The 22,774-nt window shown below is 63.3% G+C and carries 21 protein-coding genes; 10 read left to right on the forward strand and 11 right to left on the reverse strand.

Annotated elements, in window-relative coordinates:
- Position 1: 1 nt before the first annotated feature.
- Positions 2-952 carry a hypothetical protein gene (locus tag ACDC67_RS07130; protein WP_376691830.1) on the reverse strand — a complete coding sequence of 317 codons (951 nt, stop codon included), beginning with the start codon at positions 950-952 and terminating at the stop codon, positions 2-4.
- A 172-nt stretch (positions 953-1,124) separates the two neighbouring features.
- Between ACDC67_RS07130 and ACDC67_RS07135 the strand changes: the two genes are divergently transcribed.
- The 3 genes from ACDC67_RS07135 to ACDC67_RS07145 all read left to right on the forward strand — a co-directional run bounded on the left by ACDC67_RS07135 (position 1,125) and on the right by ACDC67_RS07145 (position 4,993).
- Entirely contained in the window at positions 1,125-1,754 is a 630-nt protein-coding gene (locus ACDC67_RS07135; protein ID WP_376691831.1) for a DNA-3-methyladenine glycosylase family protein, read from the forward strand.
- A 228-nt stretch (positions 1,755-1,982) separates the two neighbouring features.
- Entirely contained in the window at positions 1,983-2,783 is an 801-nt protein-coding gene (locus ACDC67_RS07140; RefSeq protein WP_376691832.1) for a crotonase/enoyl-CoA hydratase family protein, read from the forward strand.
- A 110-nt stretch (positions 2,784-2,893) separates the two neighbouring features.
- A complete protein-coding gene (locus ACDC67_RS07145) occupies positions 2,894-4,993 on the forward strand; it encodes a bifunctional metallophosphatase/5'-nucleotidase (protein WP_376691833.1) in 2,100 nt (699 codons plus the stop codon).
- Positions 4,994-5,014: 21 nt separating this feature from the next.
- Here ACDC67_RS07145 and ACDC67_RS07150 read toward each other — a convergent pair whose 3' ends face one another.
- Positions 5,015-5,446 (reverse strand): GtrA family protein, encoded by a 432-nt coding sequence (locus tag ACDC67_RS07150; RefSeq protein WP_376691835.1) that lies wholly within the window; start codon positions 5,444-5,446, stop codon positions 5,015-5,017.
- A 211-nt stretch (positions 5,447-5,657) separates the two neighbouring features.
- Between ACDC67_RS07150 and ACDC67_RS07155 the strand changes: the two genes are divergently transcribed.
- The gene (locus ACDC67_RS07155; protein ID WP_376691836.1) at positions 5,658-6,560 is read left to right on the forward strand and encodes a TraB/GumN family protein; all 903 of its coding nucleotides are present in this window, start codon (positions 5,658-5,660) and stop codon (positions 6,558-6,560) included.
- 79 nt (positions 6,561-6,639) lie between these two features.
- On the opposite strand, the gene ACDC67_RS07160 is transcribed toward ACDC67_RS07155, so the two are convergent.
- The gene (locus ACDC67_RS07160) at positions 6,640-8,541 is read right to left on the reverse strand and encodes a choice-of-anchor D domain-containing protein (protein ID WP_376691838.1); all 1,902 of its coding nucleotides are present in this window, start codon (positions 8,539-8,541) and stop codon (positions 6,640-6,642) included.
- A gap of 320 nt (positions 8,542-8,861) precedes the next feature.
- On the opposite strand from ACDC67_RS07160, the gene ACDC67_RS07165 reads away from it, so the two are divergent.
- The gene (locus tag ACDC67_RS07165) at positions 8,862-9,953 is read left to right on the forward strand and encodes an SMP-30/gluconolactonase/LRE family protein (protein ID WP_376691840.1); all 1,092 of its coding nucleotides are present in this window, start codon (positions 8,862-8,864) and stop codon (positions 9,951-9,953) included.
- Positions 9,954-10,055: 102 nt separating this feature from the next.
- Here ACDC67_RS07165 and ACDC67_RS07170 read toward each other — a convergent pair whose 3' ends face one another.
- Positions 10,056-10,301 carry a YdcH family protein gene (locus tag ACDC67_RS07170; RefSeq protein ID WP_376691841.1) on the reverse strand — a complete coding sequence of 82 codons (246 nt, stop codon included), beginning with the start codon at positions 10,299-10,301 and terminating at the stop codon, positions 10,056-10,058.
- 152 nt (positions 10,302-10,453) lie between these two features.
- Positions 10,454-12,616 (reverse strand): catalase/peroxidase HPI, encoded by a 2,163-nt coding sequence (gene katG, locus ACDC67_RS07175; protein ID WP_376691843.1) that lies wholly within the window; start codon positions 12,614-12,616, stop codon positions 10,454-10,456.
- A gap of 227 nt (positions 12,617-12,843) precedes the next feature.
- Here katG and ACDC67_RS07180 point away from each other — a divergent pair, with 227 nt between their 5' ends.
- The gene (locus tag ACDC67_RS07180; protein ID WP_376691844.1) at positions 12,844-13,290 is read left to right on the forward strand and encodes a hypothetical protein; all 447 of its coding nucleotides are present in this window, start codon (positions 12,844-12,846) and stop codon (positions 13,288-13,290) included.
- Positions 13,291-13,383: 93 nt separating this feature from the next.
- On the opposite strand, the gene ACDC67_RS07185 is transcribed toward ACDC67_RS07180, so the two are convergent.
- Complete coding sequence (locus ACDC67_RS07185; protein ID WP_376691845.1) at positions 13,384-13,770, reverse strand: DUF302 domain-containing protein; 387 nt, start codon at positions 13,768-13,770, stop codon at positions 13,384-13,386.
- A gap of 151 nt (positions 13,771-13,921) precedes the next feature.
- Positions 13,922-14,179, reverse strand: a complete 258-nt coding sequence (locus ACDC67_RS07190; protein WP_376691941.1) for a GlsB/YeaQ/YmgE family stress response membrane protein — start codon at positions 14,177-14,179, stop codon at positions 13,922-13,924.
- 467 nt (positions 14,180-14,646) lie between these two features.
- Here ACDC67_RS07190 and ACDC67_RS07195 point away from each other — a divergent pair, with 467 nt between their 5' ends.
- On the forward strand, positions 14,647-15,375 hold the full coding sequence (locus tag ACDC67_RS07195) for a hypothetical protein (protein ID WP_376691847.1): 729 nt from the start codon (positions 14,647-14,649) through the stop codon (positions 15,373-15,375).
- A 79-nt stretch (positions 15,376-15,454) separates the two neighbouring features.
- Here ACDC67_RS07195 and ACDC67_RS07200 read toward each other — a convergent pair whose 3' ends face one another.
- Both ACDC67_RS07200 and ACDC67_RS07205 read right to left on the reverse strand, forming a co-directional pair.
- Positions 15,455-16,372, reverse strand: a complete 918-nt coding sequence (locus tag ACDC67_RS07200; RefSeq protein ID WP_376691848.1) for a hypothetical protein — start codon at positions 16,370-16,372, stop codon at positions 15,455-15,457.
- A 157-nt stretch (positions 16,373-16,529) separates the two neighbouring features.
- Entirely contained in the window at positions 16,530-17,261 is a 732-nt protein-coding gene (locus ACDC67_RS07205; protein WP_376691850.1) for a CPBP family intramembrane glutamic endopeptidase, read from the reverse strand.
- Between the two features lie 48 nt (positions 17,262-17,309).
- Between ACDC67_RS07205 and ACDC67_RS07210 the strand changes: the two genes are divergently transcribed.
- Positions 17,310-17,897, forward strand: coding sequence for a helix-turn-helix domain-containing protein (locus ACDC67_RS07210; protein ID WP_376691852.1), 588 nt, complete (start codon positions 17,310-17,312; stop codon positions 17,895-17,897).
- A 314-nt stretch (positions 17,898-18,211) separates the two neighbouring features.
- Here the strand turns inward: ACDC67_RS07210 and ACDC67_RS07215 are convergent, their stop codons facing one another.
- A complete protein-coding gene (locus ACDC67_RS07215) occupies positions 18,212-19,093 on the reverse strand; it encodes a LytTR family DNA-binding domain-containing protein (RefSeq protein WP_376691854.1) in 882 nt (293 codons plus the stop codon).
- Between the two features lie 131 nt (positions 19,094-19,224).
- On the opposite strand from ACDC67_RS07215, the gene ACDC67_RS07220 reads away from it, so the two are divergent.
- Complete coding sequence (locus ACDC67_RS07220; RefSeq protein ID WP_376691856.1) at positions 19,225-20,457, forward strand: acyltransferase family protein; 1,233 nt, start codon at positions 19,225-19,227, stop codon at positions 20,455-20,457.
- 192 nt (positions 20,458-20,649) lie between these two features.
- A complete protein-coding gene (locus ACDC67_RS07225; RefSeq protein WP_376691857.1) occupies positions 20,650-21,489 on the forward strand; it encodes a DUF6544 family protein in 840 nt (279 codons plus the stop codon).
- Positions 21,490-21,513: 24 nt separating this feature from the next.
- Here ACDC67_RS07225 and ACDC67_RS07230 read toward each other — a convergent pair whose 3' ends face one another.
- A complete protein-coding gene (locus tag ACDC67_RS07230) occupies positions 21,514-22,368 on the reverse strand; it encodes a CPBP family intramembrane glutamic endopeptidase (protein ID WP_376691859.1) in 855 nt (284 codons plus the stop codon).
- Between the last annotated feature and the right edge of the window lie 406 nt (positions 22,369-22,774).

Raw genomic sequence — 22,774 nt, forward strand, 5'->3', positions numbered from 1 at the left:
TTTACGACCGGCGCGCGAAGCGACGGCGGATCCAGTCGTCGAGGCGCTGCTCGGCATCAGCGGGCGTCTCGAGCAGCGCCGCTACGAGTTCCAGCAGGACGTAGTCGGCGATATCCACCAGGCCGTGCCTGCGAATCTGGGTAATGGCGAAAACCCCCTCGCTACGCACGTTCCCGTCGTCGTCGGCTTCGGTTTCGAGTTCATCCCGGGCGATCGCCTGGCCGATGCCCCGATGATGCGAGTCGGCGCTGGTTGACGTGGTCACCAGATCACCCAGACCGGCCAGGCCGTAGGCGGTGCCCGGCTGGCCGCCCAGGCGCTGAACGATGGCTGCCAGTTCCGCCAGCGTCTCGGCGATCAGGAAGCCGCGCATGTTGTCGCCCAGGTCCAGCTCGTCGGCCATACCGATCAACGGTACATAGATGTTCTTCAGGATTGCCGCCCAGGCCGCGCCGTGCGGATCGCCGTGGGGCCTGAGATAGAGCGGGCTGTCGTCAAAAAGCGCCTTGGCGCGCTCGGCAATGAAGGCGCGGTTGGCCGCCGCCAGCGCGAAGCCGGCCCGCCCGCGATCGAGATCGTCGGCAATCATCGGCCCGTAGACCACGGCCCAGGCAGGCCCCGGGTCCGGCGTGTCGCCGAAATGCCGGGCGAAGATGTCGGCCGGCGTGCGACCTTCGTCATCCAGGCCCTTGGCAATCGTCAGGCACAGCGTGTCGGAAGCAAGGCAGTCGGCGAGTCGCCCGGCGAGTTCATCGTGCGGCGCGGCCGGCACCGCGAAGATCACCACGTCGCTGTCGGTCGCAAGCGACTCCAGCGGCGCGGACTCGCGGCCGGTCTCGAGGTCGCGCTCCCAGGTGGTCACGGTCGCGGTCCCTTGAAGCAGGGCCTCGAACATGCTGCCCATGGCACCCCGGCCGAGAATCAGCACTTGCGGGCGGGTATCGTTCGACATCCTGCGACCTCCTCGAGCATTCCTGGATTGACGGGATATGCGCCCACCGGGCCAGGGCGACATACCCGAATCTCCCACGGCGTATTCCGGAATCAGGATAGCGCGTCCGACACCCCGCTGCCGCCCTCGAGGATAGAATCGTGGGCGTGCCGAACAAGCGTGAGTCGATAAATTGAAGTTCGAGTTGACGGCAAGCCATCTGAAGGGCGCGCTGGACGAAATCGCCCGGCGAGACAAGCATATTGCGGCCGCGCTGGCGCAGGTGGGCTATCCCGCCGAGCGTCGCATGGGCGAACCCAGCTTCGAGCACTTTCTGCGCATCATCGTCGGGCAGCAGCTTTCGGTGAAAGCGGCGGCGACCATCTTCGGCCGGGTCGAGGCCGCGCTCGAAGGCGACTTCCGGCCCGAGCGGGTGCTGGCCATGAGCGACGAGGACCTGCGCGCGCTCGGCCTGTCCAGGCAGAAAATCGGCTATGCGCGGGGCCTGTCGCAGGCCGTCCAGGAAGGCGCTCTCGTGCCGGCCGCGCTGGCCGACCTACCCGACGACGAGGTCTTGGAACAGATCACCCGCCTCAAGGGCTTCGGGCGCTGGAGCGCGGAGATGTTCCTGCTGTTCTCGCTGGGCCGACCCGATGTCTGGCCCGCCGACGATCTCGCAATCCAGGCCGGCCTGCACCGCATCAAGAACATGCGCAAGCGCCCCGACCGAAAACGCACCGACGCCGTCGCTCGCCCCTGGCGGCCCTACCGAGGCGCTGTGGCGATCTTCGTCTGGCACTACTATTCGAACGCGCCGATGTAGCCATTCCGCATTGGGCCATAGACCGCTCGATCGGATGACTTGAGAAGGCCTTCCGGGCGTTCCATGGTCTCTATCGACGCCGATCGCACCGTTCCAGACCCACTTGCCGAAAGCTCGCCAGCGCGGTGTAACCCCTGCCAGCGATTTTTCTGCAGCGATGGCCGGGGCGAGGAAACCCGGAGCATCGACCCGGTGCACAATAGAGGCAAGCCGCAACCGGGAAACGCCATGCCAGTGCTCCAAGATCGGGTCTCCATCGAGTTCTCCGACCATTTGGCGCTAGTCAGCCTCGATCGACCGGAGAAATACAACGCCCTCGATCTCCCCATGATGCGCGCCCTGGTCGAGGCGGCCCGTTTGATTCGCCGCCAGCCGGATGTGCGCGCCGTGATTCTGTCTGGCCACGGCAAAGCTTTCTGTTCGGGTCTGGATTTCGCCAGCGTGAGCCGCCGTCCGGCCAGCGTGGTGAGGGCTTTCCTGCCCTGGCTGGGCAAGGCCAACCTGTTTCAGCGCCTCAGCCTGGCCTGGCGCAACCTGCCCATGCCGGTCATCGCGGTAACTCACGGCTACTGCTTTGGCGGCGGGTTTCAGATTGCGCTGGGCTGTGATTTCCGCTTCAGTTCACCGGAGTGCGAATTCTCGATCATGGAAATCGAGTGGGGACTGATCCCCGACATGGGCGCCTCGGTCACCCTGCGCGACCTGGTGGCACTGGATCAGGCGCTGGAACTCACGCTCACCGGGCGACGATTCAAAGCCGATGAAGCGCTGGATTTGAACCTGGTCACGCGCATCGATGAAGACCCGCTCGGCGCCGCCCACGACCTCGCCCACCGGATCGCCGAGCGCTCCCCCGATGCAGTCGCTGCAGCCAAGCGGCTGCTGACGTCTACCCGGCAGAGCTCCGAGCGGAATGCGCTACGGCGCGAGCGGTGGGGCCAGCTGGGCGTGCTGATGGGAGCCAATCAGCGCGAGGCCATGCGCGCCCGACGGGAAGAACGCCCGCCGCGCTTCCGTCGGCGACGATGACAAGCCGGACAACTGCGCGAGCGCCCGAACGCCGATCCGCTAGACGGCCTCTTGCAATCCGGCGACCGGTGTCAAAGAATGGCGCGCCGTACTGCCCATCCGAGGTTTGCATGCGCTTTTCCCTCCCTGATTGCTTTCGCGCCCTGTTCGCGCTGGCTCTCGTTGCCAGCCTGCTCGCCTGCAGCCAGCCCGAGCGCAGGCCCGAGCCGCTTGCCGGCGACGCAGCGGCCGAGGGGCTGGAGATGCAGCTGCTGCATTTCGCCGATATCGACGGCGGCGGTACCGGGTCGCTTGAACACGTGGCGGATTTCTCCGCCCTGGTGGCTTCCTTTCGCGCCGAGATGCCTGAGCGCACGCTGCTGGTCAGCTCCGGCGACAACTACATCCCCGGCCCGCTGTACCAGGCCAGCAACGACCCGGCCATGGCCGAGATCACCGGCTCGGCGGGTGTCGGCCGCGGTGAGATTGCGTTCCTGAACGCCATGGGCGTCGACGTTTCCGCCGTGGGCAACCACGACCTCGACGGCGGCCCGGAGGAGTTCGCCGGCATCATCCAGCCCGATGGGCGTGGCTGGCCGGGTTCGCGCTTTCCCTGGCTGTCGACCAACCTGGATTTTTCCAGCGAGCCGCAGCTGGCCGAGCGGGTCAGTCCGGACGGACTGGATGCCGATACGGTACAGGGACGGCTCGCCGGCTCGGTGGTGTTCGAAATCGACGGCCGTCGCGTCGGCGTGGTCGGGGCTTCGACCCCGACGCTGAACCAGATCACGACCACCGGCGAGATCGGCATCAGCCCGGCCGACCCGGACGATATCGACGCGCTGGCCGACATCATCCAGGATGCCGTGGATGAGCTGGTGGCCGACGACGTGAATATCATCGTCCTGGCCGCGCACATGCAGCAGCTGCAAGTGGAGCGGGCATTGGCCGAGCGGCTCGAACACGTGGATGTGCTCATTGCCGGCGGCTCCAACGCCATCCTGGCCGGTTCCGGCAGCGAACTGCACCCGGGTGACGTGGCGGTGGACGACTATCCGCTGGTCTACCAATCACCGCTGGAAGAACCCGTGCTGCTGGTCAACACCGGCGGCGACTATCGCTACCTGGGACGTTTGTTGCTGCCCTTCGACGACGAGGGCGTGCTCGAGATCGAGCGCCTCGATACGAGCCGCGCGGGTGTCTGGGCCAGCAAGGCCTCGGTGGTCGAAGACCGCGGCGCCGAACCCATGCCCGAAGTGCTGGCCATTCGCGACACCTTCTGGCGAATCCTGGAAGCAAAGGAAGGGCACATCCTCGGCTACACCGATCGATTCCTGGACGGACGCCGGACCATGGTGCGCACGCGCGAGACCAACCTGGGCCGCCTCTGGGCCCGGGCCGGCCTCTGGCTAGGCCGTCAGCACGAGCCCGAGGCGGTAATCGCCTTCCGCAACGGCGGCGGCATCCGGGGCTCGATCGGCGAGATGCGCGTGCCGCCGGGCAGCCGCGAGGCTCGTGAAGTCCGGCTTCAACCGCCGGCGGCCAATCGCTTCCGCCCGGAAGGCGGCATCTCGCGCCTGGACCTGGAGACCGCCCTGTCGTTCAACGGCGAACTGGTCGCCCTGACCCTGACCGCGGGCGAGCTCTACGACATCATGGAGTATGCCGTCTCCGGCATCGCGCCCGGCGCCACGCCGGGCTGGTTTCCGCAATTTACCGGCCTTCGCCTGGGCTACGATGCATCTCGGCCCGCCCGGCGACCGCTCGAGCCCGGTCAGGGTGATCTCAACCAGGGCGTCGACACCAACGGGGAACGGGTACGCGAGCTGTCGGTGGTGGCGCCGGACGGGACCACCACCGAGCTGGTCAGGGACGGCAAATGGGTGGGCGATGCCGACCAACAATTTCGCGTCATCAGCCTGGCCTTCCTGGCGCAGTGCGTGCCGCTCCCGGGCGAGAAGGACCGGCAAGCGGCGCCCTGCGGCGACGGCTATCCGCTGCGCGGCCTCGGCAATCCGCAGCGCCGCAATCTCGTCGGACTCGAGTATCCCGACGCAAGCATCGACTTTGTCACCCCCGGCACCGAGCAGTACGCCCTGGCCGCCTACCTGGCCGAGTTCCACGCCACCCCGGAGCAGGCCATCCAGCTTCGCCCGCGGCCGTCGGGCGAGCAGGCCTGGTTGATCGAACGCTCCGGCCTGCATCAGCAGCCGACGGGAGAGAAACCGTAGTACTTCGCAGTTCGACGGTTGCTAGTCGGGGCCGTCGAACACCAGCTTGCGGGAAACCAGGAAGTTGAAACTCATGCCGACAATGCCGCCGAGCCAGACGCCGAGCAGCGGCATGACGGTATCCCAGAAGCGCGTGAGCTCGGCCTGCTCACCCAGGAACACGACCAGGGCGAACACGCCGAAATTGAGCACACCACCGAGCGCGTGAACGCTGAAGAATCGCAGTAGCTCATCGATCAGCACCCGCCCCGACTCGATATGGTGGAAGGTGAAATAGCGGTTGAGCACATAGCCGGCCGACATCGCCGCAGCATAGGAAAACACCCGCGCGATATAGGCGTTGAATCCCGGCAGGTCCTTCAGCAGGTACAGCAGGCCGGCATCGATCAGCGCAATGGTGCTGCCGACGACGGCGAAGCGAAAGAACGTCGCGCGCGAACTGTGCGAGCGCACTCCCCGCTTGATCAGATTGTAGGAACTTCGTACCGGGATGGACCCGCCCTCGCTTGAAAGACCGGAAGCCCGGCCCGTCGCGGCGCCGAGAACAACGATTGTAGACTAGTGGACCATGCGACATCCCTTGCGCCGGCCGGTGTAAGGTTTTTTAGCCGTGGGTAACTATCCATAGTCAAAGACGACCGTCACACCAGAGGAGATATCGACCATGAAAGCGAACCGATCGAGGAAAGCGTTGGCAGCCTCGCTGCTTTGTCTTGTTGTCTCTCTTGCCGTGGCTGGCCCTGCCTTCTCCCAGGCATCTTCGCTACTGTGGAAGATCGAGGGCAACGGCCTGTCCGAGCCCTCCTGGCTCTACGGCACCCAGCACTTGATGTGCGGTGAAGACTTCATCATTCCGGAAGATGCCCTCGAGCGCCTGAAGACCAGCGATGGGCTGGTGCTCGAGATCGACCTTTCGGACCCGGCGATTCAGCAACAGATGATGCAGCTCTCACAGCTGCCGGAAGGCAAGCGCATTTCCGAGAGCATTGATGATGACGAGACACGCGACGAAGTTGAGGCGTTTCTCACCCGTCATTTCGGTGCCGGTCTCGAGCAGTTCGGCGGCATGCACCCGATCATGCTGATGACCATGGCAACCACGGCGGTTGCGGAATGCGAGCAGGCGATCACGTCGCACGATATCCACCTGATGCAGGAGGCGATGAAACTCGGTACGGAAATCAGGGCGCTAGAAACGGTGGCATTCCAGTTCAGCCTGTTCGACAAGATCCCCCTTGACCACCAGGTTCAGGAGCTGGTCTCCATCGTTCAGGATCCGGCGGCGGAACGCGACCAGTTCCGCCACATGACCGAGCTGTACCGTCGCCAGGACATCAGTGGACTCTATCGGCTGATCAGCGAGGATGAATTCATGCAGGCGCATAACGACCTGCTGATCGACGAACGCAACCGGACCTGGATTCCCTCGATGGAAGAGATGTCGCGGGAGAAGAGCATGTTCTACGCGGTCGGCGCCGGCCATCTGCCCGGCGGAATGGGCGTCATCAACCTGCTTCGAGAAGCCGGGTATACGCTGACGCCCGTCTCGGTGGAAGATCCGTCGTAGGGCCGCCACGCAGCGCAACGCGGGCTACGCGACCTGCTGGAGCAGCTGACCGAAAAGGAAGACGCCTGATCAAAGGCCGTCAGCCTGCCGCCAGTCGCCCCCGGCGCAAGGCCAGGCCGGCAACCAGCAGGATCAGCAGCAGCAGACCGTGCCAACCCAGCACCGGCACCGGTAACGCGGGCGGCTGGGCGCTGCCCGACAGGGTGATCGTATCCGGGCTGGAAGCCGCGTTGCTGACGATCGCGACCTCGTCGCTGAAGGCACCGCTCGCGGATGCGGCCGTGAATTCGATCGCGATTTCGCAGCTCTCGCCAGGCAGCAGGGTGACGGGCACCGCGGTGCAGCTGCCGCCGGTGACGGCGAACGGCATGTCGGGTTCGGCGAGTTCGCTGATGACCAGGTCGCCGGTACCGGTATTGCTTAGCGTAACGGTCTCGGCCCCGGTTTCACCATCCAGCACGGCGCCAAAGTCCAGTGATCCGGCAGTCAGTTCGACTGCGGGCGGCTCATTGGCGCAATCGACCTGCACATCGGTCACATCCGCACCGGAGAGCGTGCCCTCGCCATTGGCCACCGTACAGGTCTGGATCGGATCCTCAGGCTGGGTGAGCACGCTAATGCTGTAGTCCGTGCCATCATCTTGCGCCGTGAAAGTAAAGCCGCCGTCAGCCGTGACAACCTGATCGTCGCCGCCGTTGTTCTGCAGCACGACCTGATCGCCTTCCAGCCCCGAGACCGTGCCGCCGACCGTGAACTGATCGTTCGTGCAGGTGACCTCGACGTCGGTCACATCCGCGCCCGTCAGCGTACCCGAGCCATTGGCGACGCTACATGTCTGGGCGGGGTCGGCAGGCTGGATGGCCACCGCCACGTCGTAACCGCTGCCGTCGTCCTGGGGAGCGAAAGTGAAGCTGCCGTCGGCATTCAGAACCTGGTCATCGCCGCCGTTGTTCTGCAATACGACCTGATCCCCCGCCAGGCCGGAAACCGTGCCACCGACGGTGAACGTCAGCGTTGTGCAGTCGACCTGAACGTCGTCGGCATCGTCATCGACCAACGTGCCGCTGCCGTTGGTCACCGTGCAGATCTGCTGCGGCATGTCCGGTTGCGTCTCGACGGTGACTTCGTAGTCGGAATCCATCAGGAAACCGTCGGGAAACTCGAACGCACCGGGCGAGTCGACGGCGAGAAGCTGCGATCCATTGAGCGCCAGCTCCACTTCCGATCCGGAGCTGAGCCCGGAGACGGTACCGCCAACTCTGTAGAGCGGCTCGAAGTCCCAGACGAGGTTCTCGAGATCGGAATGCGAGATCGTGACGGAATCGAGATTGCCGCGGTAACCGACATAGTCAGTATCGGCGTTTCCGACGCTCACTCGCACGACAGGCTCGGAAGCATCGGGGAAGGCGAGGAAGAGGGCATTGGGAGAAGCCGCCGCAAAGTCGGAAAGCGTGCCGGAGAAGCCCTCACAGCCCGGCTCCCCTTCAATGTTATTGAATCCGGTCCACGTACCGTCCAGCAGGTCATAGGTGGCCCATGTGTCGCCGCTTGGCTGCGGCGCCGCCTGATGGAGCCGACAATCCGGTATTCCGTTGTTTTCGCTGTCGATGTAGAGATCGACGTACCAGCCGTCGGCCACGGAAGAACCACCGGCCTCGTCATTGTAGGTCGTGATCGACAGTGCGTTGAGCCCCGACACGGTCTGCCCCGAGTAAGGCGCGCTGCTGCGCATGAGCACGACCCGGGTGCCGGAATTGGAAATCTCCGCGCCCAGGCTGCCGGATCCCTGCGGCGGCACGCCCGGCCCGCTGACAAAATCAAAGGAAGCGCCGCTATCGGGGGGAGAAACGGCTACAGTCCACCCCGACAGGCTGCCAGGCTGGACCACGACTTCGGATTGCGCCCTGGCGTCGGCCGGCAACAAGCTCGTCAGACAGCCCGCCACAAGCAGCAAAGTGAAGAGTCGAACGTAGTCCCGCATCACGGATTCCCCTTTCTCGAATGAACCGCCCGGTTCGACGGCCAGCGCGAGGGGCCGTAGAGGCAGGCAGAAAACACCACCAGCCTCTCCGTGACTGGGAGCACGTGGCGCAACATGGTAGAGAAAAGTCCGGGCAAAGTCGACCAACGTTCGGTGCAAACCGGGAAGCGACAACATCTTGTCCTGCCGTTCTCAAACCCGGTTCCGGGCGATACGCGCACCTGGGCGTCACCCGCTTGGGTGCCAGGAGAAAGCTTCCGGTTCGCGTTGAAATCAGGCGCCAGGCATAATCGACGCCGAGGTCCTAAGTGGTGTTCGCGATGCGCAAATCGATTCTGCTGCTCAGCATTCCGGTGCTGCTGGTCCTCGCCTACGCGGTCTACCTTGCGTTCGACGCCGGCGAGTTCCGCAGCGTGGACAACCTGCACCCGGGCCAGTGCAGCAGGATCGCCGGTGTACCCGGCGCCGAGGACATCACGCTGCATCCGGATCGGGATCTTGCGCTTGTCTCGAGCTTCGACCGCAGGGCCGCCTTGGCCGGCAATGTCCAGCCGGGCGGCATTTACGCCTGGGCGCTGGACGGCTCGATGGCTGAACCGGCCAACCTGACACCCGATGCCGGCACTGATTTCAGGCCGCACGGCATCTCGCTGTTCGTCGGGGCCGATGGCCGTGCGACGCTGTTCGTGGTCAACCATCCCGGCGCGTCCTTGTTCGGCGAGCAGCCCGACGAGCCCTCTGGACCGTCGCATACCATCGAGGTCTTCGATCTGGATGGTCTGCGCCTGGTTCATCGCGAAACCCTGGCGGACGAATCGATGATCAGCCCCAACGACATCGTGGCCGTGGACAATCAACGCTTCTACTTCACCAACGATCATGGCAGCGATCCGGGCTGGAAACGAACCCTGGAAGACTACCTGCGGCTGGGCTGGGCCAACGTCGTCTATTTCGACGGCGAAGCATATCGCGAGGTGGCCGACGGCCTGAGCTATGCCAACGGCATCAACCTCTCACCCGACGGGACGCGGCTGTACGTTGCCGAAGTCACCCGCAGTCGCATCCGCGAATACAGCCGGGACGGGCAAGACGGCGGCCTGGCGGAGCTTCGCCGTTTCGACGTGGGTTTCGGGGTGGACAATATCGAGGTCGATCCGGACACGGGCGATCTGTTGCTGGGCGGCCACGTCAAGCTCTTGACCTTCACCCGCCACGCCCGTGACGCAACGGTTCTTGCACCGTCACAGGCCGTGCGAGTCCGGCTGGGCCAAACACCCCAAATCGAAACCCTGTTTCTCGACGACGGCGAGCTGATCTCCGGCGCCAGTGTCGCCACGGCACGCGACGAGCTGTTGCTGGTCGGATCGGTGTTCAAGCCGCACATGGTCGTTTGCGAAGACAGCCCCGACTGAAAAGCCGGGCGCCTGCCTCAGTCGGGAACCTGGGAATGGCCTTTACTGCGACCTCGAGAAGTCGCGACCGGTATCCGGTCGCAGACAACATTCCCGAATGCTTCAGCCAGCGTGCTGCTTCAGGTACTGCGCAATCTCGTCCTTCAGGTGGACACGACGTTCCCGCGCGTGCCTCTCGGTGTCGGAGCTGACCGCCTCGACCTCCGTCTCCATCCGGTGGACCTCGCGATTGAGCGTGTGATATTCGTCCGCCAGTTTCTTGAAGTGAGAATCGGTCGTTTTCAGATTGTGGATCGTTTCCGTATATTCGGGAAACTCTTCGGCCAGTTCGTGCGGGGTATGCGTCATTTCAGAATGCCTATCTTGGAGTTTGAGTTCGTGGCCATCGGCGTATGGCTCATACTAACAAGACGACTCGTCCATCGGGCCCACTGCAAAGAATCCCGGCACCGTTCTCGGCGCCGGGATCGGGGGTCTGGCAGAGTCGCCCAACGCGTGAATCAGGCCAGGTCGAAACGGTCCGCGTTCATCACCTTGGTCCAGGCAGCGATGAAATCCTGAACGAACTTTTCCCGGTTGTCGTCCTGGGCATAGAGTTCGGCGTAGGCACGGAGGATCGAGTTCGAGCCGAACACCAGGTCAGCGCGGGTCGCCGTCCACTTGACCTCGTCGGTCTTGCGGTCGCGCAACTCGTAGAGGTTGCTGCCCTTGGGCACCCAGCGATTAAACATGTCCGTCAGGTTGACGAAGAAATCGTTCGTCAGCTGCCCTTCCCGGTCGGTGAACACGCCGTGCTTCGTGCCGCCGTGATTGGTGCCGAGGATGCGCATGCCGCCGACGAGCACCGTCATTTCCGGTGCGGTCAGACCCAGCAGCTGCGTGTGATCGAGCATCATCTCCTCGGGGGTGACGACATAGTCCTTCTTCTGCCAGTTTCGATACCCGTCGGCCAGCGGCTCGAGGTACTGGAAGGAATCGACGTCGGTCTGCTCATCGCTGGCGTCGCCGCGGCCCGGCGCGAACGGCACCTTGACATCGTGGCCGGCCGCCTTTGCGGCCTGCTCGATGCCCACGCTGCCCCCCAGCACGATCACGTCGGCCAGGCTGACACCGGTGTCGGCGGCGATATTGTCATAGACCGACAGTACGCGGGACAGGCGCTCGGGCTCGTTGCCTTGCCAGTCCTTCTGAGGCGCCAGGCGAATGCGGGCGCCGTTGGCACCGCCGCGATAGTCCGAGCCACGGAAGGTCCGCGCGCTGTCCCAGGCGGTGGCGACCATCTCGCTGATCGACAGCCCGGACTCGGCGATCTTCGCCTTGACGGCGTCGACGTCATAGTCGGTGTTGCCGGCCGGAACGGGATCCTGCCAGATCAAGTCCTCGTCGGGCACTTCCGGGCCGATATAGCGCGACTTCGGGCCCAGGTCACGGTGGGTGAGCTTGAACCAGGCGCGGGCGAATACTTCGTCGAAGTACTCGGGATCGTTGAAGAGCTTCTCGGAGATCTTGCGGTACTCCGGGTCGACCTTCAGCGCCATGTCGGCGTCGGTCATGATCGGGTTGAGGCGAATCGAGGGATCCTCGACATCGACGGGCATGTTCTCTTCGGCAATGTCGACCGGCTCATACTGCCAGGCGCCGGCGGGGCTCTTCTTGAGCTCCCATTCGTGATTCAGCAGCAGGGCGAAGTAGCCGTTGTCCCACTGGGTCGGGTGGGTGGTCCAGGCGCCTTCGATCCCGCTGGTGACGGTGTCTCGGCCGATGCCGCGGCTGACATGGTTGTTCCAGCCCAGGCCCTGCTCTTCAACGTCGGCGGCCTCGGGTTCAGGACCGAGATTGGCCGCATCACCGTTGCCGTGGCACTTGCCAACAGTATGGCCGCCGGCGGTCAGGGCCACGGTTTCCTCGTCGTTCATCGCCATGCGCTCGAAGGTAACGCGCATGTCGCGGGCCGTCTTGAGCGGGTCCGGGTTGCCGTCAACGCCCTCGGGGTTGACGTAGATCAGGCCCATCATCACCGCCGCGAGCGGATTCTCGAGCGATTCGCGGTCGCCGGAATAGCGGCTCTCGGGATTGTCGCTGGGCGCCAGCCATTCCTTCTCCGAACCCCAGTAGGTGTCGGTCTCCGGATGCCAGATGTCTTCACGTCCGAAGGAAAAACCGAAGGTCTTGAAACCCATCGATTCGTAGGCCACGTTGCCGGCCAGGATGATCAGGTCGGCCCAGGAGATGCTGTTGCCGTACTTCTTCTTGATCGGCCACAGCAGGCGCCGCGCCTTGTCCAGGTTGGCGTTGTCAGGCCAGCTGTTGATCGGCGCGAAGCGCTGGTTGCCGGTATTGCCACCGCCGCGGCCGTCGGCCACGCGGTAGGTGCCGGCCGCGTGCCAGGCCATGCGGATCATCAGGCCGCCGTAATGACCCCAGTCGGCCGGCCACCAGTCCTGCGAGTCGGTCATCAAATCGGCGAGGTCTTTCTTCAGCGCATCGACGTCGAGCTTCTCGAGCTCTTCGCGGTAGTCGAAGTCTTCGCCCAGGGGATTGGTCTTGCTGTCGTGCTGGTGCAGGATGTCCAGGTTCAGGGTCCTGGGCCACCATTCCATGTTGGAGTTGCCCACGGCCGTGTTGCCGCCGTGCATCACCGGGCACTTGCCTTCGTTCGTCATGTTCACTTCTCCAGTTCGGGTATCGCGTGCAGCAGTGGAGCCGTCGCTGACTGCCCACCACCATTAAATTTAGATATGGCTAATATACAGGAGTGTGGACCTGGGCCCAATCTGAATTCGAGATGACCTCGATAGCCCAAAGACATCGCTCTGCCGCTACGGATAGATATCTCCACTAACATAAGGCTATGCTAATATATAGGTAGTTTCGAGAAGGAGTGCATGCAATGTCATTGATTCGAGTCCTTCAGGTTCTGTCGCTTTCCGCCTTCCTGGCGGTCGGTTTCAGCACCTTCGCCGAGCAGCCGGCCGAGCCGGCAGCCGACAAGCTGGTCATTCTCTCCAGCGATTCTCTCCAGACCCAGGGCATGGCCCTGGTCCTGGCGACAGCGCTCGAGGCCCGAGGCAACTCAATTCATGTCCTGCTGTGCGACCAGGCCGGAAAACTGGCAGTCGACGACTACCAGCCGGAATCACTGGCACCACGCGACATGACGCCGAAGGATCTCCTAATGGGCCTGATGGACAAGGGCGCTACCGTTCAGGTATGCGCCTTGTTCCTGCCCAACAGCGAATACAGCGAAGCCGATCTGATCGACGGGGTGACGGTCGCCATGCCACCGGAAATTGCCGGCCTGATGGATCAACCGGACACGCAAGTCCTCATTTATTGACGGAGTCAATGACGGGGCAGTCGCTTCCAGACCGCTGGAGGCGACGAATCGGGTGGCACCCCGCAAATCAGGGGTGCCCGCATCCGGGGTGAATCAGACGGCATCGATGACCCGCTGAAGCCCTGCCCTGACTTCGCCGGCAATCTCCGCGAGCTGCGGATTTTCCACCGCCTGCATGGAGGCCTGTGGATCCACGGCGGAGACTTCGACCCGGCCGTCTTCGAGCTCGCGAACGATCACGTTGCACGGCAGCATCGTTCCGATTTTCGGCTCCCGGCTCAGTGCCTGCCAGGCCATTTCAGGGTTACATGCGCCCAGGATTGTGTAGTAGCGCATGTCACGATCGAGCTTCTTTTTCATGGTTGCCTGGACGTCGATCTCGGTCAGCACGCCGAAGCCCGCTTCGGAGAGGGCTTCCACTGCGCGTTCGCGCGCCCGGGCGGGCGTCGTATCCAGAGTCTTGCTGATTTCGTAGCTCATGGATCAAGCATGAACGCCGCGCCGGCCGAAGTCGGTGCGCCGTCGCACCAAGGGCTGCAACGCCAGACTCCGGTGGGTCGCTGACCGGGACTGAACCGAGCCCGCCCAGACAATCCTGGGCGTCCTGGTTTTCCCCTGACCAGCTCTCGACTCAGCGCTTTCCCCGTATCACCCCGATGATGAGGAGCAGGATCACCGCGCCGATCACGGCCGTGACAATGCTGTTGAGGATGCCGGTGCCAATGGACACACCCAGCTGGCCGAAAAGCCAGCCGCCGATGACCGCGCCGACGATACCGACAATGATGTTGATCAAGATGCCCTGACCACCACCCTTGACGATCAATCCTGCGAGCCAGCCCGCGATACCGCCAACGATCAACCAGATCAGAATCCCTTCCATAACAATCTCCCATGAAGTGAGTGGGCGGCCTTGACCGTGCTATGGCAACGCCTGACTTGACGGTAATCCCTTTATCGAAGTGTTGCAAGCCGCTACCCGGATTCTCGAGCTTCGCCGGCTCATCGATCGCTCGGCTACTCATGCTGGCGGCGGAATACCCACTCTGATACAGTTTCCATGTTGAGCAGATGGAGTGGTCGACAATGAACCTTGGAAAGTGGTTCGTATTCGCTATTGTCGCGTCTTTGGTCGGTGCCATCATCTGGGCGACATGGGGCGCATCACCAAATAGGGCATCCGAGGACCAGACAGCCCAATCCACACCGACAGCACCGCAGCCGGCTGTCGGAGGGCCAGAGAATGTTGCGTCGGACCCGGATTCTGATTCAAGCCCGGCACCGACTACCGGTGAAGCAAGAGCCAAGGCGAAGCGTGACCGACCTTCGGTTGAACCAGACAGCCGGCTAGCCATCATGCGCGATGCGGAAGCTGCCTCCAGCGCGGTTGAGCGAGCCAATGAACTGGAGCGACTGGCGGACAGAGAGCCGGTGCTCGCCGCGAGAAAATTGCTGGAACTGGCCGCATTCTGCTCACCGCGGCACGTGGATGCTCAGGAGAGGCTCGACGCGCCGCCCGAACTGCTGAAACAACGGCGAAACTGGTGTGCAGGCCTGAGCCTTTCTACAGAGGCGATGAAGGCCCGGCTCGAAGAACTGACGCAAATCGACGAGGACCTGGAAGGGGAAGCGGCGCAAGTCGAGCGTTTGGCGCGGGACCCGTATCTCGGCCGGCAATATGAGATGGAGGAGGAACTCGCCAACGCCACAGAAGATAACCGCAGCGACCGGTTCACAGAGTGGGTGCGCCAGGCGCGCGATTTCGACGAGATCAACAACCTCCTGACATTGAATATGCTGCATGCCCAGGAGAACGGTGGTCGGCCTCTGTGGCGACTGGGCGCGGAGACCCAGAGCCGGCTGTACCCTCAGGCAGAGTTATTGCAGGCGCAAAAGGTTGCCATCATTTTGTTCGGCTGCCAGAGATTCGGCGGCTGCGAATCGGGGCAGTATATGACCATGCTCATCTGCACGGCCGGCATCTTCGGGCAGTGCGGAACAGGGAGCTCCCTCCTCGAGCATCTTTACCTGACAACGACGCCGGCCAACTACGGCCTGGCCGGAGAGGTCCTGGCGAGGATCTGAGGCCGCCTTTTTGGTCTGGGCTCCCGGAACGAGAACAACCACAACCTTTTTGAATCCCATGCTTTCTGGTTTTGCCAGTCTAATGGAGGCCGACTTGCACACTCACCCCCCCGGCTTCTCCCAGAGCCGCGGCCTCTTCGTAGCGCTTGTCTAGAATGGCTCGAACAATCTGCGCAATGTTGCTGTCAGAAGGCTGCTCCGATCCGCTGAGCGAAGCCGCAAACTCGTTCATGGCTTGGACCGGATCGACTTGCCAGTCGAGGTGATAGCTCACGTGAATCAACTCTGTCCGGTCCTTGCGGGGGCTTTGAACGAAATACTGAATATGAATTATCTCACTGCGCTGCGATATCTCTCCGAGAATGAGAGCACCCTGTCTGCCGGGTATGCGCATCAATTTCGTATCCTCGCCTGCCATCACGAGCACTTTCGCGGACAGTTGATGTACAACGTTGATCACATCATCTAATTTGGAGTTACGAACACACTGCAAATCCTCTCTACCTAGCTTGAGTCCGCGGTCCAGCCAATCTATAAGATTTCGACTAGTCGACGCGTGCTCCGAGAACTCTTCGAGTTCCGACAGGCGCTTAAAGTGGGCAGTCAGGTCGATACTGGAGAAGAGGACTGATCCTGTGGGACCGCGGACTGACGCGATGCCTCCCGGAATAAGCACCACAGAATCAAACTGCATTTCTGGAAGAGGCAGGGAGACCTTGCTCCACTGTAGAGTGCGAAGAGAACGCCGGTCGTCCGCGGGTCCTTGAGGAGTCGCTTGGACGCGCGACGGCCCAGAGCGAGCATCCGAAAGATCCGCGCGGATGCTTCTACACTCTTCCAACCAAGCATTCATCGTAGTGACACGCTCGGCAAAGGATTCGCCGGCCCAAGGCTCTGGTAGAAACGTGCTTGTCGCCGACTTGGCAGGCGCCTGAATAGCGATGACGCTCAGCAGAATGGGGAGATAACGCATCAGCTTGGTGATAATTGAGAGCAACTCACCCCTTGAAGAATGGGGTGCCCGTGAATTTAAAGACTTCCCACAGCCCGGACGCCGCGGTTCTCCAGTTTAGAGGTCTAGGGACCTAGCGACAACATTCCTTCGTGACATGGCCGCGTCGTCAGTTAATCAGAGAGGAGCAGGCCAGCCTCTCTCATTGCGTCAGCCTCGGCGCGCAACTCTCTTTGCCACTCAGGTAGGTCCTTAAAGTTACTCCCTGAAGCAGGTCGATCAGGATATGCACCAGGATAGGCAGCAATAGCGAGTTACTGGCCAGGTACAGCCCGCCCAGTGCTGCGCCTAGCAGCGCGGTTCGAACGATTCCGGCCAGGCCTTGGTACGCATGCTGAAGACCAAACAATAACGACGCCAGAACGATGGCCCACCCGGTGGGCACGACCGCTGCGAACACCCAGAGTAAGTAGCCACGATACGCCAGTTCCTCGGTAATGCCCGCAGTCACCGACATCGCCGACCAGGCTCGGCGTTCAGCAATGCCGCGGGGCATGAAATGGGCCAGGGAACCCAACGCCTGACGAACCCTCTCGCGCTGCTTCGGCCCGGCGTGGCGGGCCGAGTGCAGACCCCAGAGCAAGGCGCCCGCCAAGCCCGCGGCGACCAGTAGCGCCCAGGGAAGCAATGGGCCGCTTGGCCACCGGATACCCAACTCCGCCGGTTGACGCCCCAGAAGCAGAAACAGGGCCATTACGGTAAACGCGACCAACCAGGCCTGCACCATCGTTGATCGATACAATGCAAGCCGCGGCGCACCCTCGGGCGACGCGCAGCTGGCCTTGAAGCGGCGCCATTCGACCGCCCCGAGTATGGGTAGTACGCCGGCGATGGCGGCAAGCACAAGCAGGTCGAAGATGGAAATCTGGTTCATGCTGCTCTATTATTCACGTTACGGTGAACATAGAATATTCACGCTAACATGAATAGTCAAGCGCCTCCAGAAAAGGCCGATGTGTACGTCGTCACGACGCTGGAACAGGCGCGTTTGCTGGCCGACGAATTCAAGCTGAAGCTCCTGCAAGCGTTTGCTGAGCAGGCAACGACCGTCAAGCAAGTAGCCGCGACACTGGGCGAGAAGCCAACGCGGCTGTATCGCCATGTCGATGCGTTGCTCGAGGCGGGCCTGCTGCAGATTGTCCAGGAAATTCCAAAGCGCGGCACTGTCGAACGCACGCTTCAGGCGGTAGCCTCACGCTTCGAGGCCGACCCCTCGTTGTTCGATACCGGCTCAGCTTCCGAAGACCATGACCCAATCCGCGATCAGTTCCGAGCCGCCGCAGATTCGTTTGTGGAGTCACTCTCGGCGAAGGAAAGTGCGGACGAGCGCCTCGACCCGATCTGTCTTCGCATATTGATCCGGGGGGCAACACCTACCCGACTCAGGGAATTGCGCGCAATGTTGGTCGACTGGATCGAGCTGGCCTCAATGGACCAGTCAGGCCGGGAAGATTCGGGCGAAAAGGATTCGCGTTCGGCCAACGCAATGATCGTGTTTCATGAAAGCTGAGAGGACTGAGCGTAGGCGTTGATCCGATCAGGCCGCACTTATGCCCAGACCACGCCCATTACGCCCCTCTCCGCCCCGGAATACTGCAGACATCCGAAAACCCTTGCGGCCCGCACGGCGTGGCGCTGCCTCATTCTAGGGTAATCCCCCCCGTTTTTGGTGCGGCTCAGAAGTAGAGCCCAGGCCACAAGGGCCAACTTCTGTTTCGGGTGATGCCACCCAAAGCCATGTTCGGCCGTTCGTGATCGTAGATCTAGAGCCATCGCGTTGCATACTCGCGCACCAAACCGTCGCTGCCCTGCTTTCTGGCAAAATCAGGTCAGCCCGGACCGGTAACTCCGAGAGCACGGCAGTTCAGTGCCGTCGACGAGCTTCAGCCGCGCGTCGCCGCTGTCGAGCGGCTCGATTTCGGCGACCCGGTCGATCCGGACCAGGAAGCTGCGGTGCACCCTGCGGAATCGCGTGGGGTCGAGCCGTTCGACCAGGCCTTTCATGGTACTGCGGAGTGGGTACTCGCGCCCGCCGACGACCAGGTTGACGTAGTTGCCAGCGGCCTGCGCGTAGTCGATGTCGGCCGCCGGCACCAGAAACTCGCGGCCCAGCATCTTGACCAGGAAGCGTTCCGAATAGTCCCCCAGGCCTTCAGCCGCGGCATCGCCGGACGACCGTTCGAGCCGACTGTCCGGTGGCGCATCGAGCCAGCGCGCTTCGCCGGCCAGGCGCCGGAGGATGAAGCGATAACCCTCGATGAACAGCACGACGCCGGCATAGGTTCGAGCATCCTTCAGGTATTCGTAGACCAGCTCGCTCGGCCAGTGCCCGAAATCGTAGTTGCCGCCGACCAGGCGATAGGCGGCCTCGCGCATCGCGACCATCAGGAGCACGTGCGCCAGAGAAAACGCAACACTGGCGATGACATGACCGACCAGCCATCGTGCGGGATGCGACCAGCTCCAGGACCAGTGGCGCGTGAACACCACCACCGGCCACACCAGCAGCAGTAGCGCCAGCGCGCTCGAGCACTCCCAGACAATCGGCTCCCAGCGCTCGGTCGGCCCGCCGGCCTCGAGGTCGAGCACACGGACCACGCTGTTGGCGACAGCGTTGACCAGGTACAGAACGATCCAGAAACCCCATTCGAACCGAAGCCGACGGGGCGCGTACCAGTTCAGTATCGAGCGGGAATTTATTTGCATCCGACGATGGTAGCCGAGCTTCGTCCCGCAATTCGACGGTTGGTCCCTCCGGGCCCACGATTCGTCCCCAACTGCTTGCCGGTGAGCCTCGGCCGCACGACGATGGCTTCAACTCTCCACGCGTTCCGATCATGAACCGACTCACCCCATCCGAACGACGCCACGACGTCGATGCCGTCCGAATCGGCGCGTTCGCGCTGCTGATCCTCTACCACGTTGGCATGGTCTACGTGGCCGACTGGGGCTTCCACATCAAGAGCCCGAGCGCCATGGAGTGGCTGCAGTGGCCGATGGTGGCGATCAACCGCTGGCGGATGCCGCTGATCTTCCTGGTCTCCGGCCTGGCGCTGGGCCTGAGCGCACTGGCGCTGCGCCCCGGCCGGATGGCGCTGCGCCGCACCGGCTTGCTGCTGGTGCCGCTGGTCTTCGGCATGCTGGCCATCGTGCCGATCCAGGCCTGGGTGGAAGCGCGCGCCAACGGCGCCTTCGAGGCCGGCTTTGGAGCGTTCATGCTGCGCTACCTGCAGCTGCGGCCCTGGGCCGGCGGCGGCTTCGCCGGCGCCGAGTTCGGCGTGACCTGGAACCATCTCTGGTACCTGGCCTACCTGTGGACCTACACCCTGGCGTTGGCGGCCGGCCTGACCGCTCGGCGAGCGATTCGGCACCCGAACACCGGTCAGACGCCAGCGCCCGTAGGACGGGCGGGCATCGCGTGGCTGGTTACGCTGCCCGTGCTGTGGTGGTTCATCGTGCTCTACGCACTCGAGCCGCGCTTCGGCGACACCAAGTCGCTGCTCGACGACTGGGCCCAGCACGCGAAGTACTTCCCGGTGTTTGTGTTCGGGTTCTGGCTGGCCCGGCGGCGCGCATGGTGGACGGCCGTTCGCGTTTATCGGCGCATTCCGCTGGGCCTGGCGCTGACCGGGCTGGCCATCTACATGACGCTTCGCATCGCCGGGCGCGCACTGCCGCCCGGGGAACTGGCCGCGCTGCCCGACCTGAACTGGCGCGCGATCTCCGACGGCGCCCACGCGCTCTACGCCTGGAACGCGCTGCTGGCGATTCTCGGCTACGCCGCGACGTGGCTGAACCGGCCGAGACGCTGGATGCCGTACGCCAACCGGGCGGTGTATCCCTGGTACATCCTGCACCAGAGCCTGATCGTGCCGCTCGCCGCATTGCTGATTCCGCTGTCCCTGCCCGGCGCCATCGAGGCCATGCTGGTGCTGACCGGTACCGTTGTCGGCTGCGCCGTGCTCCATCATTTCGTTGTGCTGCGGGTCCGCTGGCTTCAGCCGCTCATGGGTGTTCGAATCCAACCGAAACCGGAGAGCCGACCGACGGGCAGCGGGTCCGTGGCATGAACGGCACAGCTCGCCTGTTCTTCCGCCTCGGCCATCTGCTTGGGCGGTCGAGTTTTCGATCGCCAGTTTCACCGGACAGGTCGCGCTGTCCGAATTTGTCACTGATGCGGCGCATTCGAGATTCCGAGTGCCGCTACTACCGGGCGATCAGCGCTACCATAGCGAGCGTGTCTTCGGGATGGTGCGCCCAAGATGAAGATCGTTGCTGCAATCCTGGTTTGTCTTCTCGTCGGCGCCTTGGCGCTGGTGGTCCTGCTGATGATGGATCGGCGCTCGGATAGCGCTGAATGGCAAAGGCTCTCGGCGCTGCAGCCTGCCACGCCAGAGCGCTTTGCCCCGGAGATGGTCGCCGACCTGCCCGAGCCGGCACGCCGGTATTTTGGCTATGTGATTCGGCCGGGCACGCCGATACTGCCGGTGGTCGAAATCGACATGCGCGGGCAGTTCAGCCTCGGCAGCAAGCAGGACTCCCGCTACCAGCCAATGGCGGCGAACCAGATCCTGGCCGCACCCGAGGGTTTCGTCTGGACGATGCGCACACGCGACGGCATGCCGATCTCCGGGTCCGATTCCGGGCGTTGGACGCGCTTTCGGATTCTTGGGGTGATCCCCGTGGCGCGGCTCGGCGGCGATCCGGACCATACCCGTTCGGCCTTCGGGCGCTACGTGGGCGAGGCCATGATCTGGTCGCCCGCGGCCCTGCTGCCCGGGCCGGGTATTACATGGGCGGCCGTGGACGAGGACACCGCCCGCGTGACGGTCACACACGGCGACCTCGAGCAGGCGGTCGATGTCACGGTCGACCAAGACGGCCGCCCGGTCGAGGTTGTCTTCCAGCGATGGAGCGACGCCAACCCGGACAAGGTCCACCGGCTGCAGCCGTTCGGTGCGGTCATGTCGGATTTCCGCGAGGTGGATGGCTACAGGCTTCCCTTCCGCGTCGAGGCCGGCAACCTGTACGGCACCGACGACTACTTTCCCTTCTTTCTCGCAGAGGTGACAGCCATCCGCTTTCCGAAAAGCACACCGTGACATGCGAATCCTCCGCCAGCTGCACTAGCTCGTGGGTCGCGGCTCGCCGGCGCGTTTGGCCGGGATCACGGAGGTCACCGCGCCCTTGCGGCTGAACATCGTGTCTCGCTGCCACCAGACGACGACAACCGCCACGGCCACGAGAATCCATGTATCCCACGGCTGCGCATCCGGCCAGAACGGACTGATCAACTGCCAGTGAAACAGCATCGGCCAGAGCAGACTGCCGCGCGTGCTGTTGAAGATCGGCGTGACCAGCACCGCCAACGCGACATTCCCGATAAAGAAGGGCAGGAAGCCCCAGTCGGCGAAGACGACCCCGGCGAGGAAAAAGGCCGGGAAATGCCAGATCCCCCAGGTCGCGCCGATGATGAGACCCGCCCAGATCGGAGCGACGTGCCGTTGAAGCACGGGTTGCATGACACCGCGCCAGCCGAATTCCTCGATTGGGCCAAGGAACAGCATCATGAACAGGATGACCAGGACCGGCCCCACACCCTCGGGCGGCAAGGGCGCCAGCACCGGCCCGCCCTTGATGAGCGAGCCGGCGACGAAGACGAGCGGCAGCACCAGCAGGATGAAGACCGCCCAGCGCCAGGACCCGCGCCACATCAACAGCCGGGAGCAAAACGCGCGGATGCCCGACAGACCGCCATGTCGGTAGACCACCCAGAAAGCCGCGATGGCCGGCGACCAGGTAGCGAGGAAGAACAGGGGATGCGACCCACTGATCGGGCCGAACATGCCGGCGGCCAGATCCGGCGCCAGAATATAGGCGCCGATAACACCCCAGGTGATCAGAAACGCGAGACCAAGGAAAGGAGCCAGCGCCGAACCTGGAATCGTTCTCGAGCGAGGAGAGCTTGGCTCGGTTGGCATCGGGAAGCCCTGCGTGTCGTGCGCGAAGTCATCGCTTGGTGACAATATACGACGAGTTTTACCTTCGCGTGTAGTGTGGACGAAAGGCCTTCAACGAGACAACAGTCCGGGCAGCTTACGGCGACAGTGGTCCAATTGGATGCCCGCTACGCGGCATACGAAACCGGAGCAAGGTTGGGAGTCCCGGAGAACGTGCAGGAGTTGTAGAGGGAAACCAGTCGCTTGCAAGTGGCGATCGGCTGGGCCGGGCGCCTGACCGTGCACGAACTCGGACGCAGGTGGCCAACCTGCCACCCGGAAGGCCCGATCGTTGTCACTTCCTCTTCAACTCCAGCAGTTTCCGGTGCCCAACCGGGTCCCTTGACGCTCGATACACCCGGAGAATCGTGGGTGTCCCGATTTCTCA

It is taken from the genome of Wenzhouxiangella indolica, from assembly GCF_042310355.1.
Classification (GTDB): Bacteria; Pseudomonadota; Gammaproteobacteria; order Xanthomonadales; family Wenzhouxiangellaceae; genus Wenzhouxiangella.